This is a genomic window from Streptomyces sp. NPDC020780 (genome assembly GCF_044334475.1).
GTDB lineage: Bacteria > Actinomycetota > Actinomycetes > Streptomycetales > Streptomycetaceae > Streptomyces.
This window is the reverse complement of the sequence record NZ_JBIRTB010000022.1, coordinates 1-18,140: the sequence shown is the minus strand read 5'-3', so window position 1 is coordinate 18,140 and position 18,140 is coordinate 1. Positions and strand designations below refer to the sequence as shown.

15 protein-coding genes and 3 pseudogenes are annotated in these 18,140 nt (G+C 68.2%); 6 read left to right on the top strand and 12 right to left on the bottom strand.

Translation table 11 applies throughout. The features are described 5' to 3' along the window. Positions 1–59: 59 nt before the first annotated feature. The 3 genes from ACH4VO_RS30060 to ACH4VO_RS30050 all read right to left on the bottom strand — a co-directional run bounded on the left by ACH4VO_RS30060 (position 60) and on the right by ACH4VO_RS30050 (position 2,154). Complete coding sequence (locus ACH4VO_RS30060) at positions 60–218, bottom strand: PmrA (RefSeq protein ID WP_360996409.1); 159 nt, start codon at positions 216–218, stop codon at positions 60–62. A 453-nt stretch (positions 219–671) separates the two neighbouring features. Further along, a protein-coding gene (locus ACH4VO_RS30055; RefSeq protein ID WP_398441742.1) for an IS5 family transposase occupies positions 672–1,462 on the bottom strand; the annotation gives its coding sequence in 2 pieces (ribosomal slippage) (positions 672–1,132 and positions 1,132–1,462; 792 coding nt in all). A 221-nt stretch (positions 1,463–1,683) separates the two neighbouring features. Further along, positions 1,684–2,154 (bottom strand): hypothetical protein, encoded by a 471-nt coding sequence (locus ACH4VO_RS30050; protein WP_360996412.1) that lies wholly within the window; start codon positions 2,152–2,154, stop codon positions 1,684–1,686. Positions 2,155–2,308: 154 nt separating this feature from the next. On the opposite strand from ACH4VO_RS30050, the pseudogene ACH4VO_RS30045 reads away from it, so the two are divergent. After that, positions 2,309–2,758, top strand: a pseudogene (locus tag ACH4VO_RS30045) (IS5/IS1182 family transposase); the annotation flags it as partial. A 103-nt stretch (positions 2,759–2,861) separates the two neighbouring features. On the opposite strand, the pseudogene ACH4VO_RS30040 reads toward ACH4VO_RS30045, so the two are convergent. The 3 genes and pseudogenes from ACH4VO_RS30040 to ACH4VO_RS30030 all read right to left on the bottom strand — a co-directional run. After that, positions 2,862–3,008, bottom strand: a pseudogene (locus ACH4VO_RS30040) (IS30 family transposase); the annotation flags it as partial. 202 nt (positions 3,009–3,210) lie between these two features. Continuing rightward, positions 3,211–3,579: a VOC family protein gene (locus ACH4VO_RS30035; protein ID WP_360996415.1), complete on the bottom strand. Its 369-nt coding sequence runs from the start codon at positions 3,577–3,579 to the stop codon at positions 3,211–3,213. A gap of 31 nt (positions 3,580–3,610) precedes the next feature. After that, the gene (locus ACH4VO_RS30030; RefSeq protein ID WP_360996418.1) at positions 3,611–4,384 is read right to left on the bottom strand and encodes an oxidoreductase; all 774 of its coding nucleotides are present in this window, start codon (positions 4,382–4,384) and stop codon (positions 3,611–3,613) included. An 81-nt stretch (positions 4,385–4,465) separates the two neighbouring features. Between ACH4VO_RS30030 and ACH4VO_RS30025 the strand changes: the two genes are divergently transcribed. Further along, positions 4,466–5,044: a helix-turn-helix domain-containing protein gene (locus ACH4VO_RS30025; protein WP_360996421.1), complete on the top strand. Its 579-nt coding sequence runs from the start codon at positions 4,466–4,468 to the stop codon at positions 5,042–5,044. A 43-nt stretch (positions 5,045–5,087) separates the two neighbouring features. On the opposite strand, the gene ACH4VO_RS30020 is transcribed toward ACH4VO_RS30025, so the two are convergent. From ACH4VO_RS30020 to ACH4VO_RS29995, 6 genes are all read right to left on the bottom strand, one after another. After that, positions 5,088–5,240, bottom strand: a complete 153-nt coding sequence (locus ACH4VO_RS30020; RefSeq protein ID WP_360996424.1) for a hypothetical protein — start codon at positions 5,238–5,240, stop codon at positions 5,088–5,090. A 199-nt stretch (positions 5,241–5,439) separates the two neighbouring features. Beyond that, the gene (locus ACH4VO_RS30015) at positions 5,440–6,300 is read right to left on the bottom strand and encodes a hypothetical protein (protein ID WP_360996427.1); all 861 of its coding nucleotides are present in this window, start codon (positions 6,298–6,300) and stop codon (positions 5,440–5,442) included. 212 nt (positions 6,301–6,512) lie between these two features. After that, entirely contained in the window at positions 6,513–6,707 is a 195-nt protein-coding gene (locus tag ACH4VO_RS30010) for a hypothetical protein (protein WP_360996430.1), read from the bottom strand. 101 nt (positions 6,708–6,808) lie between these two features. Further along, complete coding sequence (locus ACH4VO_RS30005) at positions 6,809–7,612, bottom strand: phosphatidate cytidylyltransferase (RefSeq protein ID WP_360996433.1); 804 nt, start codon at positions 7,610–7,612, stop codon at positions 6,809–6,811. Beyond that, positions 7,609–9,372, bottom strand: coding sequence for a histidinol-phosphate transaminase (locus ACH4VO_RS30000; RefSeq protein WP_360996436.1), 1,764 nt, complete (start codon positions 9,370–9,372; stop codon positions 7,609–7,611). Before ACH4VO_RS30000 ends, ACH4VO_RS30005 begins: the two co-directional genes overlap by 4 nt. 484 nt (positions 9,373–9,856) lie before the next feature. Further along, positions 9,857–10,219, bottom strand: coding sequence for a hypothetical protein (locus ACH4VO_RS29995; protein WP_360996439.1), 363 nt, complete (start codon positions 10,217–10,219; stop codon positions 9,857–9,859). Positions 10,220–10,706: 487 nt separating this feature from the next. Between ACH4VO_RS29995 and ACH4VO_RS29990 the strand changes: the two genes are divergently transcribed. From ACH4VO_RS29990 to ACH4VO_RS29975, 4 genes and pseudogenes are all read left to right on the top strand, one after another. Next, positions 10,707–11,237, top strand: coding sequence for a hypothetical protein (locus ACH4VO_RS29990; protein WP_360996442.1), 531 nt, complete (start codon positions 10,707–10,709; stop codon positions 11,235–11,237). Between the two features lie 391 nt (positions 11,238–11,628). Continuing rightward, on the top strand, positions 11,629–16,248 hold the full coding sequence (locus ACH4VO_RS29985; RefSeq protein ID WP_360996445.1) for a glycosyl hydrolase family 18 protein: 4,620 nt from the start codon (positions 11,629–11,631) through the stop codon (positions 16,246–16,248). 123 nt (positions 16,249–16,371) lie between these two features. After that, positions 16,372–16,812 (top strand): annotated as a pseudogene (locus ACH4VO_RS29980) (transposase); the annotation flags it as partial. 372 nt (positions 16,813–17,184) lie between these two features. Further along, on the top strand, positions 17,185–18,066 hold the full coding sequence (locus tag ACH4VO_RS29975; protein ID WP_360996448.1) for a pentapeptide repeat-containing protein: 882 nt from the start codon (positions 17,185–17,187) through the stop codon (positions 18,064–18,066). Positions 18,067–18,140 lie beyond the last annotated feature (74 nt).

Genomic DNA, 18,140 nt, shown 5'->3' with positions numbered 1-18,140 from the left:
CCCGGTAGTCCTAGCTCGGACACCAGGGAACAAGTAACCCGCCAGTAGGTTCCGGAGGCTCAACCTTTGCGGCGGGCGGCCGGGTCTCGCTCGGCGACGTGTCGGGCGACGGCGTCGACGCCGGGGCGGGCGTATCGCTCCAGGGAGCGGACGGAGGCGTGGCGGGAGCGGGCCAGCAGTATCGGGGTGGAGGTGCCGCCCTCGGCGTCGTGCGTCAAGGCGCTGGGGCGGAGTTGGTGCAGCGTGAAGCCGTCCTGGTCCTCGATGTCCTCGGGTGAGGCGAGGGGTTGGCCAGCAGTCGGGTGTTCTCCTCGAGATCTCCTCAGCCCGGCGGTAGGAGAGCCGACCCCGGCCGGTCTCCGGGCACACGTCCGGCGTCGGTGTCCCGGCCGGAGCTTTGCGTCCGGTGAGGAACAGCGGGCCGCGGGTGCGGCCCGCGATCAGGCGGGGCAGGAGCTGGGCGGTGCCGGACTGCCAGTGAATCCACTCGGTCGCCCCGCCCTTGGCCAGGGTTCGGCCCGCTTGTCGCCCGGGTACAGGTCTTCTACGTTCAGGCACAGCACCTCATCGGCTCTCGCCGCCGATTCGTAGAGCATCTTCCAACACGTTTTCTCCCGGAGTCCGACCTCCAGGCGCCACAGGGCGGCGATCTGGTTCTCGGCTAAGAGGTCCTAACAAAGGCGTTGGACGTGGCGGTGGGTGATGAGGCAGGTCGCGAGGCCGAGGAAGGCTTCGTGTATGTCGTCGCGTCTTTCCCACCGGACGCGGAGTCGTCGGAAGCCGTGGAACCAGGCGATCGTGTGCTCGACAACCCAGCGATGAACACCGAGGCCGGAGCCGTGCGCTACTCCGCGGCGGGCGATGACCGGCTTGATGCCCTGAGCCCGGACCAGGCGGCGGTACTTGTCGTGGTCATAGCCGCGGTCGCCGAGCAGGACGTCGGGCCGTCGACGTGGCCGTCCCACGAGTCCTGGGACCGACGGGATCTTGGCGAGCAGGGGCATCAGCTGGGTGACGTCGTTGCGGTTTCCGCCGGTCAGGGACACCGCGAGGGGGATGCCCTGGCCATCGACCAGGATGTGATGCTTGCTGCCCGGCCGCGCGCGGTCGACCGGACTGGTGCCGCTCTTGGGCCGCGCCGAGCGGCCCGGACGTGGGGGGAGTCGATCACCGCCCGCGACCAGTCGAGCTGTTTCGCCGCTCGCAGCCTGGCCAGCAGCACGACGTGGAGCCGGTCCCAGACGCCGGCCTCATTCCAGGCAGCGAGCCGGCGCCAGCACGTCATGCCTGAACCGAAGCCCAGCTCCTGCGGTAGATACTCCCACTGGATCCCGGTATGCAGCACAAACAGGATCCCGCAGAGCGCTTGACGGTCAGGAACTCTCGGCCGACCGGACACCAGCTTCGGTGCCGGAACAGGCAACAACGGCTCTACCAGGGACCACAGTTCGTCCGAGACGATCCACGGACGTGACTCTCTCTTCCCCACGAACAACCCAACGAGCAACCAAGCCGACAGTCACATCATCTGAGGCTTCTGTTAGGACCTCTTAGGGCGTCCGCCAGTAGGTCATCTGATGCGTGGGTTTCGAGGGCGGGTGTTCCAGCGGTAGAGGGTCCAGGCGCGTCAGATCAGGCAGCGGACCGTGATGACGGTGCAGGGATCCGGCCAATGGCTTCGGGTCAGGTCCGCTTGCGGCTCGCGATCTCCTCGGAGAGCCGCTGCACGTGGGCGGGGTCCGCGTCCCGGGCAAGGGCGACGTAGTGGTCCCTGACGGCTGGCCGGTAGCGCACGGGCAACGTCTGTCCTGGGGCGAGTCGGGTGAGCTCGGTGATCGTGAGGTCTTCGTCTGCGATACCGCGGAACGAGCGGCCGCCGGCGGTCTCCACGTCGAACATCAAGACCACCCGCGGGTTGCTGTTGATCTCCCGCCAGTCGACGAGAACGCCGAGCGCAAGCGCCCCCGTACGCAGTTCCGCATTGCGCTGCCGTGCATCACTGCTCAGGAGCGGGTTCGGGGCGACGCCCGGGAAGTCGGGCCCGACACCGAGCGATTCCCGACTCAGGTCGGGCCTGAGCTGCGCCATCACATCGTTGAGCTTCTTCTGCGAACTGAACATGTTGATGGTGAGCTTCTTCTTCGAACCGCACATCCTGACCCCTCCCTCACGCCGGTGCCGGAATCTCGGCCGGGTGCTTCGCACTCCGCGCGATTGTACGAGCGTCCGGCAGTAGGTGCTGGCAGCAGGGCAGGCACGGTTCACCCGATCATGGAGTTCTCTACGCTTCATGATCACCGAGGGATCCGTGCCTGCCGTCCCATCATGCATTCTCGACCCGATCCGCGACCAGTTCCTCGCGCTCGTGCCCGTGCGCGAGGACCGGCACCCGCTGGGCTGTCACAACCCCCGGATCAGCGACGCCGTCGTCTTCGACCGGCTGGTGCAGGTCCTGGTCCTCGGCTGCGGATACGAACGCGCCGCCTACGAACACTGCTCGGCCACCACCTTGCGCCGACGCCGCGACGAGTGGATCTCCGAAGGCGTGATGGAGAGCCTGCGGCTGCTCGCGCTCGCCGCCTACGACCGCATGATCGGCCTCGAACTCGACCGCCTGAGCGCCGACGGCTGCATCACCAAGGCGCCCTCCGGCGGTGAATGCGCCGGGAAGAGCCCGGTTGACCGTGCCAAACTCGGTCTGAAAAGCTCGCAGTTGACCGACGGCACCGGCATACCCCTGGTAGCTTGGGCCGACCCCCGCGTCCGTAGGCGGCTGCATCGGCGGTGGCGGCTCGGTAACGGTCTCGGCCGCCGTTGCGGGCGATCTCACGGGAGACGGTCGAAGGAGATCGGCCCAGCCGCTTGGCCAGCTGCCGGGCCGATTCTCCCGCCGCGATGCCGCGAGAGATCTCCTCCCTCTCGCGGCCATTCAAATGCCGCTCTGACCGCGCTTGCGGAGCGAGGCGGACGCCGCCGCTCTGGCACAGGAACCGGCGGGCGCTGTACATCGGTGCCCCGAGCGCCCGCCCGATCAAGCTGAACGACTGCCCCTCGCGCCAGCGTCTCCAGATCTCATCCTCCTGAGCTGGCGAAAACCCGTAGTCACGCACCTGTGCCTCCACGATCACATGATCACCCGTGGGTGGTGCGTTGATCACTTGAGGGTGCCATCGTTTGACGACACGCGCGGCTCAGTGGACGGCGACCGGCTCAGGCCGTACGCAGGCAGAAAGGGTGTCCGGCCGGGCTGGCGTAGACGCGGCTACCGGTGCGGGTTTCCGGGGTGATCTCGTCGGTGGGGCGCAGTCGGGTGGCGCCGGCGTCGGTGGCCGTGCGGTCGGCGGTTGCGAGGTCGTCGACGCCGAAGTCGAGGTGCATCTGCTGGGAGGTGCCGTCCGGCCAGTTCGGGGCGGTGTGTCCGGGGGCGGACTGGACCACGATCACCGGGAGGCCGGGAGCCTGAACGAAGTGGTGCGTCGGCGTGGGGGTGAGGGAGCCGCCGAGCAGCCGGTGCCAGAAGGAGCTTTCCTTCTCGATGTCGGCGGCGTCGATGATCACGGAGGCCAGGGTGATGGGCATGGGGTGTCCTGTTCGTGCTGTCGGTGGTTGCTCAGACGGTCGGGATGATGCCGCCGTCGACGCGGAACTGCGCTCCGGTGAGCCATTTCGCGCGGTCGGAGGCGAGGAAGGCGATCATCTCGGCGACATCCTCGGGATCTCCGGGGCGGCCCATGGGGACGTTCAGGTGGTCCACGATCCGCCGGGTGACCTCTTCAGTGGTCATGCCCTGCTTCTCGGCCATGCGCTTCAGATGGGCGGTGGCGCCGTCGGTGACGACGAAGCCGGGAAGGACGCAGACCACGCGCACGCCATGCTCACCGACCTCGGTTGCCAGTTCACGGCTGTAGGTGTTGAGCGCCGCCTTAGCGGCGGCGTAGGACGCCTCGGTGCGCTGAGGCAGTTGGCTGGCGATCGAGGAGACGTGCACGACGACGCCGGAGCCCCGCTCAACCATTCCCGGCACCAAGGCCCGGTCCAGGCGCACGGCGCTGAGGAGGTTCATCTCCAGGTCCGCCTGCCAGGATTCGTCCGACCGGCTCAGGGTCGGCGCCGGGGCGCTCGCCGCGCCCGCGTTGTTCACGAGCACGTCCACACCGCCCACCTGGTCGACGACCCGGCGGCCGAGTTCGGCCACACCCTGCTGCGTGGAGAGGTCTGCCGCAAGGAATGTGGCACCGCTGTCCTTCTCGGGCCGGCTGCGGGAGGCCGTCAGCACGGTCGCGCCCGCGGCGACGAAGCGGCGCACGGTCGCCGCGCCCAGGCCCCGGCTGCCGCCGGTGACCAGTACTCGAAGGCCGTCGAGGCTGTTGTCCGTGATGGCCATGGGGTTTCTCCTCCGTAAGATGAACCTGACTCCGGAAACGGTACACACAAACGGAACCAGACTCACCTTATGGAGGTTTTCTTGTCGGCATCACGCCCGCTGCGCGCCGACGCGCGACGCAACCGCGAGGCACTGCTGTCTGCGGCCCGCCAGGCGTTCCTCGGCGGCGACACCGACGCGCACGTCGAGGACATCGCCCGCAGCGCCGGCGTCGCCGTCGGAACGCTCTACCGCCACTTCGAAACCCGCGACGCTCTGATCGAGGAGGTCTACCGCAAAGAGGTCGACGACCTGTGCACCGCGCCCGGCGTCCTGCTGGACCAACACGCTCCGGAGGAGGCGCTGCGGCGCTTCCTGCTGCTGCTCGTGGACCACGCGGCGGTGGGCAAGGGGATGTCCGGTGTGCTGGAAAGCATCATGGCGACGGACTCACCGGTCTTCGACGACGCCCGTACGCGGATGGCCGGCGCCCTCTCTCTACTGCTCGAAGCCGGCAGCGCGGCTGGCACCGTCCGCGACGACGTCACAGGGCCCACTCTGCTGCGTGCCCTGGGCGGCATCTGCGGAATGCGCGCCACGGAGGGCTGGCTGGTAGAGGCCCGGCAGATCACCGCCCTCCTCTTCGACGGCCTGCAACACGGCGCCCCGCAGGCACTTTGAGTCGGAGGCCGCGCGCCGTGCGCCGTCGGCCAGGTCCTGCTCGTCACTCCTGGCTGCTCCCGTCGTCGTCCTCGTCCAGCTCGGGCGTGTCGGGGTCGCGCAGCGGGCGCAGGGCGCCGGCGACAGGGGGGGAGGCGGTGAAGCTGTAGCGGCCGAGCAGGTTCAGGTTGCGGTCGATAGATGAACGCGAGCGCATGCCCTGGCTATCGGGGGGATCGCCGAGGTGAGCCCAGAAGCCGCCAGTAGTTGCTCTTGGAGGCGTCGGTGCTTCTGGCGGGCGGCGGGGTCGCGTCCGGGGCGTCGGGCGACCGCGTCGACGCCGGGGCGGGCGTAGTGTTCCAGGAGTGCGTCTACCACCGTGAAGGAACAGCTGAGGCCCGGCGCGGGCAGCCAAACTACGTCCTTGGATGCACAATGCATTTTCCCGATCGATCGCACAGTCTCCATGGCTGGACAATGAAACCCCACGTCTGTCGGGCGTCCGCGGGTAAGGAGTCGGTGCGTATACGCAGGGGCTTGCCGTTGCCGTCCTTCAGTTGGACCCAGCGTGCGGTCTGGTAGGGGTCGGTGTAGCGGACGTTGATGCCCCACTGGCACGACTTCCCCCATGGGGCGATCGCGTTCACCTTGAGACCGCCTGAGGACTGGCCGCCTCCGACCTCGATGTAATGGGTGCTGAAGTAGGACTCGCCTTGTCCATCGGTCTCATCGGTCAGCACCGGTTCGCCGACGAGGGGCGGAATATGGAGCTGTAGACCTTCGTAGGTTGTTCCGCCCTGCTCCGGAAGCACGACGACGGTGTACCCGGTCATGTTCCGGCAGGTAACGTCGGTGACCTGCCAGCCGTTGATGACCACCGAGGTGGACCGGGTGCTCATCACGTTCATCTGGAACACGTCGGCGTACCCTCCGAGGGTGCTTGACACCAGCTGATCCGTGTACCGCTTGGGGGCGTTCTCCAGCGTGGCCACGGAGGCGAGCGGGCGACCGCCCAGTTTCTTCAGGTATGAGAAGGCGCCCGAGCGGTCGTTCTCGACGGCTACCAGTTTCTGCTTCTCTTCGGGCGTCAGTGCCCGGTCGAGAACCACGGCCCATGCCTCGGGCTCGTCTTCCTCGGGCCGCACGGACACCGTGAACGGCACCTTGTTGGCGTCGTACTCCTCGTTGGCTTCGTTCTCCCTGTTCACACTGGGTTTGATCATGAGGTAGCCGGTCAGTGTGTCCCGGAAGACGGCCATGAAAGCGATCGACAGCATCACCGTGTTTCGAGCAGGCCGAGGACCGCTGTCATCGCAAGGTCATCTGTGACATGGCCCGGGCCGATCACGGCCTGGATGTGGCCGCCTTGGGCTAGGGTAGCCCGCCTTGGGCTAGGGCAGCCCGCCTTGCCCGCGTGTCAGGCCGGGTATCTGCTCGACGAAGGTACGGCGTGCGCAGCCCGAGTTCCCGCAGGTGAACCGACGGACCTTCAGCCGGAGGACAACGCTTCGGCCACCGCTCGGCACATCTGTGGAAACCGCAGGCAGGAACCGTGAACCCGGTTCGACCAAACTCCGCAGACCGGGCACACGGCGCCGTCCGCGATGCATTGCGCATCAACGCGCACCATCTCGATGCTCACGTCCACGATCGACGGGAACAACAACTCCTTCAGCTGGAGCACGACCTCTTCGTCTCGAAGGGGCCTGGCTGTCACTCCGAGTGGCCGAGTCACAGAAGTAGGGCCAAAGGCGCTTGCCGCTTACGAAGCCACCACCCCGTGGCTCACTTCAGCACCAACAGCACCGCCAGAGCGACGAGGAGGGAGTCGATCCGGTCGAGGATGCCGCCGGAGCCGGGCAGCCACCGGCCGGCGTCCTTGGCGCCGGCGCCCCGCTTGACCATCGACTCCAGCAGGTCCCCGAGCGGGCCGCCGACCGCCACGGCCACCGCCGTCTGCCACGTCAGGGAGGACAGCACGGCCAGTGTGAGGAGACCGGCCGCGGCCCCAGCCAGCGTGCCGCTCCACCGCTTGGCGGGCGACAGCACGGAGAGCCGGGGGCCGCCGATTCGGCGACCCGCCGCGTACGCGACGATGTCGGCGATCGACACGGCCACGAACAGGACGAGGCCGAGGGCGCCGGACGATACGAGGCCGGCCAGGGCGCCCAGCCACACGAGCCCCAGCAGGCCTGCCCCCAGGCGGCGGAGCCCGTGCTCCGCGTCGCCCGAAAGCAACGGCACCCCGGCGATGGCAAGCGCCCCGGTCGCCGCCACCCGGAGCACCTCCCCGGGGGCCAGCCAGGCGGTGAGGACGAGTCCGACGATCGCCGCGCCCAGCACTGCCCGGTCCACCGGACCGAGCAGGAGCAGCCCGCCGAACTCCGCCACGGCGACCACACCGACCACAGCCACGAGCACCGCGATCCCTGGTGGACCGAGCCAGAAAGCGGCGGTCACGAGGGGCACTCCGAGCGCCCACACGCACCAGCGGACCATCAGTTCACGGCGCCGGGTCGCCGCCACGGTGACGCCTCCGACCGCCAGTGCCCCGCCGAGGTACGGTACGAGACCGGCGACCGTCGTCACCGGGAGGCCCGTCCCGGCGCGGCCGACACCACTGCGGCCGGCGTGCGCAGCGCGTCCAGGGCGCTCTGGCACGCCGCCACGATTCTCGCGTTCTCCGCCGTGTCGCGCACGGCGATCCGGACGGTCCGCCCCTCGTACGCCGGGGACATCGGCGACAGGTCACGCAGGAACACGTCATGCCGCCGGCACTCGCGTACCAGCCGTGCCGCGCTCGGTCCGTCCGGCGGCAGGGTCACCGTGAGGAAGTTCGCCACCCCCTCGTCGACCGAGGAGAACCCGTCCAACTCCTCGAGGTCGTACGCCAGCCCCCGGCGCAGCACATGGGTGCGGGCCCAGCGCTCCGCGTAGTATGCGGGGTCGCGCAGCGCTGTCACGGCAGCCAGCTGGGCCGGCAGGCTCACGGGCCACGGCGGCGTCCAGCGCCGCAGATCCCCGGCCGTCTCCGGACCAGCCACCAGGTACGCGGCCCGCATCCCCGACAGCGCGTACATCTTCGACAGCGAGGTGCAGACCACGACCCGGGCGTCGACCGCGGCGAGCCCGGCGAGCGAGTCCCCCGGATTGACATACCCCAGGTACGCCTCGTCGATCCACCACCGGGTCCGCACGGGCGAGGCTTCGATCACCGCGCGCAGCGCGTCGGCCGGGGCGTGGCGGCCGGTCGGGTTGTTCGGATTGACCACCACCACGAGGTCGTACCGTCCATCGCCGGTCGCGGTGGCGAGCAGGGCCGGGTCGAGCAGCCAGCCGTCCTCCCGGCGCAGCTGGAGCCGGTCGACCCGGCAGCCGATCACCCGCTCGGTGACATGGGCGTACTCCCCATAGCCGGGATCGAGCAGGAGCACCCGGCTCCCCGGCGTCAGCCACCGGCCGAACGCGCGGAAGATCAGATCGGACGAGCCCGCCCCGACGACCAGCGACTCCGCCGGGAGCCCACGGACCGCGGCGATCTCCGCGAGCAGTCCCTCCGCGCCCGTCGGTGGCGAGGTCCGGGCCGCCCACCCCGGATCCTCCGAGAGGACCGCGCGGACGCCTGGGGACGGTGGGAACCAGGCGTCCAGCACATCCGCCGCGACCACCTCGTGACGGCGGGGCAGGGTCCGGAAGTCCGGGCCGATCGCCGAGAAGAACGCCCCGCCGTGCTCACAGCCGTCCGCACGCGGCGTGAAGGGCACGTCGAGCCGCCAGTCGAGGCCCGTCCTCAGCCGCTCAAGGACCCGGCCGTGCCGCTCCGCGACCGTCCTCGTCAGCTCGGCCACGGAGCCGCTGAGGACCTCGAACGAGATCGCGCCCGAGCGGACCGTGCGCCCCACCGGCCGCAGCCCGGCGGCGAGGTACATGTTGAGCAGTTCCGTGCGTCCCATCGCCACCACTCGGCGGCCGCCCCGCGCCGCGACCCAGCGCAGCGCCGCGTACATGAGGAGTGGCGCCACCGCGGTGGACCGCCAGTGTTCCTCGACGGTCAGGACGCGGACCTCGAACGGCGCCTCCTCGGTCAGGACCGGCAGCTCCTCGCGCGTCAGGTACTTGTCGAGGGAGTAACGGCCGACCCACGGCGGAGTGAGGCTGACGAAGCCGATCCGTGTCTCGCCGCGCGCGGCCACGAGATAGATGTTGTCGCCGTCGAGTCCGTCACTCAGCCTTCCCGACGGATCCACCGGATGCTGACCGAGCTCCTCCGCGTACACGCGGTGGCGCAGTTCGTGGATCCAGTCGTGATCCCGAGGCGTGGCAGTGCGCAGCTGTAGGGCGTGGTCCATGCGTATGTCCCCCGAGACGGTCCGGCGTTCGCGCCCCAGCATGGAGGAGTCCGGCAGCCAGCACCTGAGTACGCGTACTCAGCCGGGCGGCGAAGGAGTTGGAAGCGGCGCAGGTCAGGGCCGAGTCCATGGGCAGGCGCCGAACCACCGGCGCCGGCCGTGCCCCGGCACAGATGTTCGGCCGCTGCTCCCCAGAAGTTGTGCCAGAGCCCGATCTCGTGAACAGAGCCAACCAGTCCGACTTCGGTGGCGAACAATCCAACGTCGATGTCAGAGGACAGCGCGCGCGGAGATGGGAATCCGCCCAGCCGAGTTCGAGGCAGCATGGCTCGAAGCGCGTCATATCGGCAGCGAGCAATGAAGGACGTCGCCACCGCGCAGCGTTGTCAGACGAGATCCACCAGGAACCCTGGCAGCATCTGTCTCACCGAACACAGTCCGCGCAGGTCAGCAGGACCCACCCGACTAACTTCGTTGCGACAGGTCAGGCGCGAAGTGTCGCCGCGCAGAGCTCGGAGACGATCGCGAACGAGGTCGTCACCATCGGCACCGACATGGCCGGCGGCATCACCGCGTGCGCGGTGTGGCCGTGCACCAGGCGGTTGCGGATCTTACGCCCGTCATCAAGGTACTCCGCCTGCCGGGCCGTGAGGAGGCCCGCGTCGGCGCCCTGCTTGATGAGCTGGTGCAGCGGCTTCTTGCCCGCGTCCGGGATGCGGTCGCGCAGCACGATCTCCACAGCGATCAGGGAGTGCATGACCGCCACGGTGGAGAACTCGTAGCAGTAGTACGACTGGCCCAGCAGCTCGCGTGCCGTACGCAGGACCGTCGCCGCGGCCTCGGGCACACCACCCGTCTACCAGGAGCTTCGCTGTTCTGCAGAGCTGTCCAACACGCGACCAGCACCGTCAGGTTGGAAAAGGCTCATTCTACGGCCGGGCCTGGGCCGGTATGTGGCGGATGCCCTAGCCACGGGGGCCGCGTCGACGGTCGCCTTGACCGTCTTCACCCCGGTCGATCGCGCAACTGGACGCCGCCATGGCGCAGCAGGCCGACCCTGGTAACTCGGCTCCATCCACCAGCTTGACTTCTTACCCCCCTGAGATGTCTTGCCCGGGTCCGCTACCGGCCACGGTCAGACCGCGGACAAGGGGGTCGGTTGCACGCTGCTCCCTCGAGTCCCCACCCACCAGGGCGGCCCGAAGCGAAGGAGCCACCGCGATGACCACGCACCGACCCACGGCAGGCGCCCGGCGCGCCCGCCCCGACCACGGGCCCGACCAGCACCGGGCAACCCGCCCCGGCCTCCTGCGGTGCGCACCCGGGAGGCCACTGTGGAACCCACTTTGGCGCCCGGCACCGAGCCGGATGAAGAAAGCCCAGGTCACCATGCGGATACGGCCGCGCGCCGCGTTGTCACAACCCTCTTCTCTCCTCCTCTCACTGACCAAGCCCTGGGAAATAGGTGGGGTTGGGGTGTCAGTGGTGGAGGCCCGCTGTCGAGCGCCACCCTGGACCTGGTCGCCGGCCTGGTCCGCGGCCACCTGAAGAAGATCCGCTCCCGCTGGCGCAAGCTCCCACCCGGCCGGATCGCCCTGATCGTCCTGGCAGTCCTCCGCCACGACCAGCGGCTTTCCGACATCGCGGGCGGCAACGACGTCTCCGCCTCCACCGTGCGCCGCTGGCTGCTGGAAGTGATCGAGTTACTGTCGGCCCGTGCCCCGCGCCTGGACCGCGCCCGGAAGAATGGGTCGTCGTCCTGCTCGACGGCACCCTCGTCCACACCCGCCGACGCACCGGGGATAGGAACAGGCCGAACTATTCGGGCAAACACAAGGCCCACGGCCTGCTGTTCCTCGCCCTGACCGACGAGACGGGCAAGCTGATATGGATCTCGGCGGCGAAGCCGGAACGCTCCAGCGAGGTCACCACCGCCCGCCACAATAGGATCACCACCCGCCTGCGGGAAACCGGTCTGGGCGCCCTGGCCGAGAACCGCATCCGCGCTGCCCGCCATTGGACTGCGCCAGGGGAAACTTGCCGAGACCCACGCTGCAAGCGCTTACAGTTGGGCCACTATCCAATTTCCAACGATTCGGTTGTGCCCGATCTGTTGGATGTGAGAAACGGGGGGAGCTCTTGTTCCGCCGATTAATCTCCGCAGCGGTGATGATGGCCGGGCTGGCAGCGTTACTTGTCGTTCCGGCCGCTGCCACCGATTTCCCTGCGGCCTCCACGCCCTTGATCTCCTGGAACATGCAGGGGGCCAGTAACAGCGACGAGAACGGCAGCAAGTGGTCCAACACGGTCCAGCAGCTGGCCTTGCAGGCACCGATCCTGATGCTTCAGGAGGTCGGCCCGCACCCGCCTTGGGACAGCGACCCACAGCCTGACCAGACCTTCACCACGGTCGACAGCCAGGGCGCCACGCACCAGTTCACCGTGCTGCACCGTACCTGGATCGTCGGCAGCGGTTACCGCAATGCCATCCCGACCCGTGAGGTCTACTTCCTGCAGACCGGCGACGACGCGACCAACCCGCGCCGGATCGGCGGCCGGGTCAACAGCGCGCTCGTCCTGAGCGAGGCGCCCGACGAGCTGATCGTCGTCGGCAACCCGATCGACGCCGGCCGGAACGCGCTCGGTGCGCGGTTCGGCAACGAGTGGTATTTCACCATGCACGGCCTGTCCAACGGTGGTGGTGACTCCGGGACGATGCTGAACGCCATCGACGACCGGATCGAGGCCCTCGGGAACCAGCGTGGCGTCACCTACCACGCGACGATCGGTGGCGACTTCAACGTCGACCCGCAGGTCCTCGCCGGCCGGGACAGCTTCCCGCCGACCATGCGGATCCACCGCTCGGGTCAGGCGACCCACCAGCACGGTGGTGAGCTGGACTACTTCGTCACCACCCACTTCGACCACACGCCGCCGGTCACGGTCCGGTCCGAGGGCAACTCCGACCACCGGCCGGTCCAGTCAGGCCAGCTCAACGCGGCCGGGACCAGCCCGTCGCCCAGCGCCGACCCGCCGATCGACGAGCTCCGGGTGATGCCGGTCGGTGACGGGATCACGGTCGGTGCGAACAGCACCGACGAGACCGGCTACCGGGACGGACTGAGCACCCAGGCGAAGGGCATGACCGTCGCTGCGTTGTTCGGTGGCGCGCTCATCAGTCTCATCTTCAAGCGCACGGATTTCGTCGGTGAGCAGAAGAACGGCAAGCGCGGCGACCCCGACCACATGGGGTTCGCGGGCAAGGGGATCGACGACATCAAGGCCCAGACGATCCCCGCGCTGACAACACTGCGGCCGAACATGATGACCCTGATCGCGGGCACGGCCGACCTGACCGGCGGTGCCGACGGCGCTGCGACGGCCGGGAAGATGCGGGGCTTCCTGGACGAGATCTACCGGACCTCGCCGACGACGACTGTCCTGCTCGGCACCCTGCCGCTGTCGACGAACCCGACGTACCAGGCCCGGATCGACGCCTACAACAGCGCGCTCCGCACGATGGCCTACGCCAAGATCCAGGGCGGCGCACGGCTAGTGCTGGTCGACATGGGCGCGGTGACCACGGAGGACATCACCAACGAGATCTACCCGACCGACACCGGCTACAAGAAGATCGCGGACGCCTTCGCCGCAGGCACTCGGATCGCGCTCCTGCAGCACATGATCAGCGGCCGCTCGTACGTCTGGAAGCCGATCGGCAAGATCCGGGACGCCGCCGCGACCGGCTCGAAGATCGCCTTCCCCGACCTGAACGGCGACGGCAAGGCCGACTACGCGGTGGTCGGTACGGACGGCAAGGTCACCGGCTGGCGCAACGACGACCCGACCAAGGAAGCGGTCTCACTGGGCGACATCAGCCCGGCCGACCGCGGGAGCAACTCGGACGAGGTCTACTTCGCCGACCTGGACGGTGACGGCAAGGACGACTACATCCGGATCCTGCCGCCGGCCGACTCGCCGACCGGCATCGTCGCGATGCGGATGTCGCGCAACACCAGCAGCGGCAACAGCATCAGTTGGGGCACCGCGACGATCGTCGCGAACAACCTCGGCTACCCGCCACAGATGTACTTCACCGACCTCGACGGTGACCACCGCGACGACCTGATCACGGTGGACCGGATGAGCTTCCCGACCGCCTGGCAGAACAAGGGCAAGGAAATGCCGACTCCGGGCGGCTGGAGCAAGATCTCGGGCTTCGCCACTCCGGGTGAGTCAAGCGCCGCGCAGGTCGCCTTCGCCGACATCACCGGTGACGGCAAGGCCGACACGGTCCGGGTCGAGTTCACCACCGGTGACGTCCGGGCCTGGGAGAACACCGGCTCGCCGTGGAGCGTCACCTCCGGCTGGAAGTCGCTGGGCGTGATCCGCGCCGACGACCCGTTCCAGGGCACCACCGGGGCCTTCGCCGACCTCGACGGCGACGGGATCCAGGACTTCACCCTGACCCGCTCCGGGGCTACGACTACGGCTACGACGGCGAAGACCGTCCTCAAGGCAGCCAAGGCGGCCCAGGAGGCCGCGGCGAGTGGTGCCGGTGACATCGAGGGCTGGCTGGTGCCGAGCTACGGCGACGGCAGCCGCACCGACGGCGGCGCCGGTGATCTCGGTGTCAATGGCGGTGTCGGCGACCCTATGGAGTCGCACCCCGGTGGCGACGACGGCGGTACGCGGCCGGCCGCGACCGGCGACTGCCGACCGGACGGTCTGGCGACCACTCCGGGTGTGGCGACGCCGTACTGCAAGATCTATCAGAGCGACGGCCGCGAATGGCTCGGCGAGGGCCGCAGCCGCCGGGTCGTGGGCTACTTCAACGGTGGCCGTACGGGCGCCGACGGCACGCCGCACTACCTCGTGAAGAACATCCCGTGGTCGAAGGTGACCCACCTCAACTACGCGTTCGCGTCGGTGGAGAACAACAAGATCAAGGTCGACTCGAACGCCACCCAGAAGGAGTGGCCCGGCGAGGTCGGCGCCGAGATGGATCCCTCGCTGCCCTACAAGGGGCACTTCAACCTGCTGACGAAGTACAAGCGCCTGCACCCGCGAGTGAAGACGCTGATATCCGTCGGTGGCTGGGCCGGTTCCGGTGGCTTCTACACGATGACCACCAACGCCGACGGCTCGGTCAACCAGGGCGGGATCGACACGTTCTCGAGCTCGGTCGTGGACTTCCTGCGGACCTACGGGTTCGACGGTGTCGACATCGACTTCGAGTACCCCACGGTCCTCGAGGACACCGGCAATCCGGCCGACTGGGCGGTGTCGAACCCGCGCCGCAAGGGCCTGCCCACGACATACGCCGCGCTGATGAAGGCGCTACGGGACTCGCTGAACCGGGCTTCGGCCGCGGACGGCAAGTACTACCTGCTCACCTCGGCGTCGTCGGCCTCCGGCTACCTGGCCCGCGGGATGGCGAACCAGACCGCGCTGAAGTACCAGGACTTCACCAACCTGATGGCGTACGACTACCACGGCACCTGGAACGACGTCGTGGGCCCGAACGCGGCTCTGTTCGATGACGGCAAGGACCCCGAACTGGCCGACCAGTACGCCACCCCGGAGAACGGGAAGATCGGGTACTTCAACACCGACTGGGCGATGAAGTACATGCGCGGCGCGATGCAGGCCGGGCGCGTCAACATCGGTGTGCCCTACTACACGCGCGGCTGGCAGAACGTTACCGGCGGCACCAACGGCCTGTGGGGTACGTCGCCCAAGCCGAACGGCTGCGAGCCGGGTACGGGCATCAAACGGCCGTGCGGTGACGGTGCCTTCGGCATCGACAACATCTGGCACGACGAGACCAACAACGGCAGCGAGCTCGGCTCCGGGACGAACCCGCTGTGGCACGCCAAGAACCTGGAGAAGAACATCACCCCGGTCTACGCCCCCAGCGTCGGGCTGAAGCCGCACACCGACGTCACCGACCGGCGCACGGGCCACTACACCCGGTACTGGGACGACACCACCAAGACGTCGTGGCTGTGGAACGCCGAGAAGAAGGTGTTCCTTTCGACCGAGGACGAGCAGGGCATCGACGCGGTCACCGATCTGGTCAAGTCGACCGGTGCGGGCGGCGTGATGATGTGGGAACTCGGCGGCGACTACGCCTGCCCGGCCGACGTCCAGCCGGACACCTCGTGCGGGATGGGGTACACGCTGACCACCCGGCTGAACCAGAAGCTGGGCAATGCCACGGCCTACGACAACAATCTGCGCACCGGCAGCATCGGTGCCGCGCCGACAGTGACGGCCAACGTGAGCGTCGAGTTGGTCAACTACCCGACTTCGACGGCGAACCTGTGGCCGTTGCAGCCGACCGTCCGGATCACCAACAACACCGGGCGCACGCTCGGCGGTGGCAAGGACACCAAGCTGTCGTTCGACATCCCGGCCTCGACGTCATGGCTGGTCAAGGACGGCAACTGGCAAACCGATGCCCAAGGCGGCCAGTGGAAACTGACACCCGGTACGACGCTCCACCGGATCAGTACGACGCTGGACTACTGTCAGATCATCCCGGCCGGGAAGTCGCTCGACTTGCCGATCGTCTACTACCTCCCGATCACCGGTCCGGTGAACACGAGTCTGTCGATCGGCGGTACGGCGTACGCGCCGGTGACCGACAACCTCAAGGGACTCGGTACGGCGACCCCGCCGGCCGGTGGCTGCAGCGCCGGGAACTGGGACGCGACCAAGGTCTACTCCCCGGCCAGCCAGCCGATCGAGCAGACCACGGTCAAGTACAACGGCAGGGTCTGGAAGGCCAAGTGGTGGACGCAGGGCAATGCCCCCGGCACCGGGGCCGACGCCGACCACGAGCCCTGGAAGCTGATCGGCAACGCCAGCTGACCGTTCTCAGCCACCCAGCCTGACACTCCACGTCCTGACCGAATAACCGGAGAGTGCTTCTGACCTGCAACGATGGGACATGTCTAGGGTCCTGTTGGCTGCACGGAAAGAAGCACTCTCCAGGTGAGCAAGCGTGTCGGGTTGTACCCGCGTGCTCGTGTCGAGGGCGGTGGCAGTGGGTTGGTCTCGCAGGCCGGGGCGGTGCCGTTGGTTGAGACGGTCCGCAAGGTGGGCCTGGACACCGCGATATCGGCGGCCCCGACGCCGTGGCGCAAACTGCCGACGGCGCACGACCCGGGCACGGTCCTGCCGGATATCGCGCTCGCGACGGCTCCGGGCGGAACCTGCCTGGCCGATGTCACCATGCTGTGGGCCGAGCCCCACAAGTTCGGCCAGGTGGCATCCGACCCGACGGTCTCCCGGCTGGTTGATGTCCTTGCGGCGGCAGGGCCGAAGGCGCTCACCGCGATTCGCACGGCACGAGCCGAAGTGCGCCAGTGTGTGAGGGAGTCGGCCGGTGCGGACGGTCCGGCCGCCGAGGGCGGCGTGATCGTGCACCTCGAACGGTGGCCCCAGCTGTGTATCGCTTCACGCACGCGGCTGGACCTGTCACCGATCCGGCTGGCTCTTTTCTGAGAATCTCAACCCGAGCGACCGATTTTCGGTTCGAATGGTGCCGTGGCAAGGAGAATGCCCCGAGCAGGGGCCCGCAGAGTGCAGCTTCAGCGCGTCCTGCAAAGGAGGAGACGGGCACCGCTCCGGCGGATCTCCGCCCCCTTGGGAGCGCGACAACGCGGGCAGCGGCGAGGAGCCGTTGAACGAACAAGCGCGGGCAGTAGTGCATCCCGCACTGTAGAAGCAACCACGAGTGGAGATGACGGTGCCCCCGTCAGTTGGTGGTCGCGTCTCGAACGTGCCGTCGGGCTGCTCGCCACGATGGCCACGCTGGCCGTCGCCGCTTTCACCTGGATATCGATCACGCAGGTCCGGGATGAACAGGGCATTGCCCGCGAGGGACAAATTACTGACAGGTACAATGCAGCTATCGGAAACCTTGGCGATGACTCTCCCGACGTCCGCCTCGGCGGCGTCTACGCCCTGCAACGCATCATGCAGGACTCACAGCGCGATCAGCCCACCGTGATGAACGTGCTCTCGGCGTACGTCCGCGCTCACGCTCCCCTTCCCAAGGATGACAAGCCCGGCCCGTCAGATCCGCCCCACGATGTCGCGGCCGCACTCGTTGTCCTGAGCAACAGAGACCGACAGCGCGACGGAACAAGCACCGTGGACCTTCAGTGGAGCTACCTCAGGCGCGCCGCATTGGGTTCCGCGGACCTCGGTAGGGCGAAACTGGTCGGCTCGGACCTGAGCGATGCATGGCTATACGGTGCGAACCTGGAGGGCGCGGACCTGGACCTTGCGACGCTGCAGGGTGCATACCTGGGCGAGGCGAACCTGCGCAAAGCACAGCTGCTCAATGCAAACATGAGGGGCGCGGATTTGAGCGACGCGGACATGGGCCGCGCGAACCTGGACGAGGCGGATTTACGCGATACTTCCCTGACGGGGGCGAACCTTCACAGCGCTTACCTCAGCGGCTTGGACTTGCGCGGCGCCTCCCTAATCGACGCGGACCTGCGAAATGCTGTCCTGGAGCATGCGGATCTACGCGGCGCGAACCTCGGCCGCGCGGACCTGCGCGGCGCGAGCCTGCTAACTGCGAATTTGCGTGACGCAGATTTGGGCGGCGCGGACCTGCGGCGTGTGGACCTTCGCGGGGCGGACCTTTCCCTTAGACCGTGTCCTATGTGGTGAGTCGAGCGAGTCGTTTGTAGCAGCAGAGGGCGGCGGCGATGCCGAGAAAGGCCAGGTAGTTGCGGGGATGACGT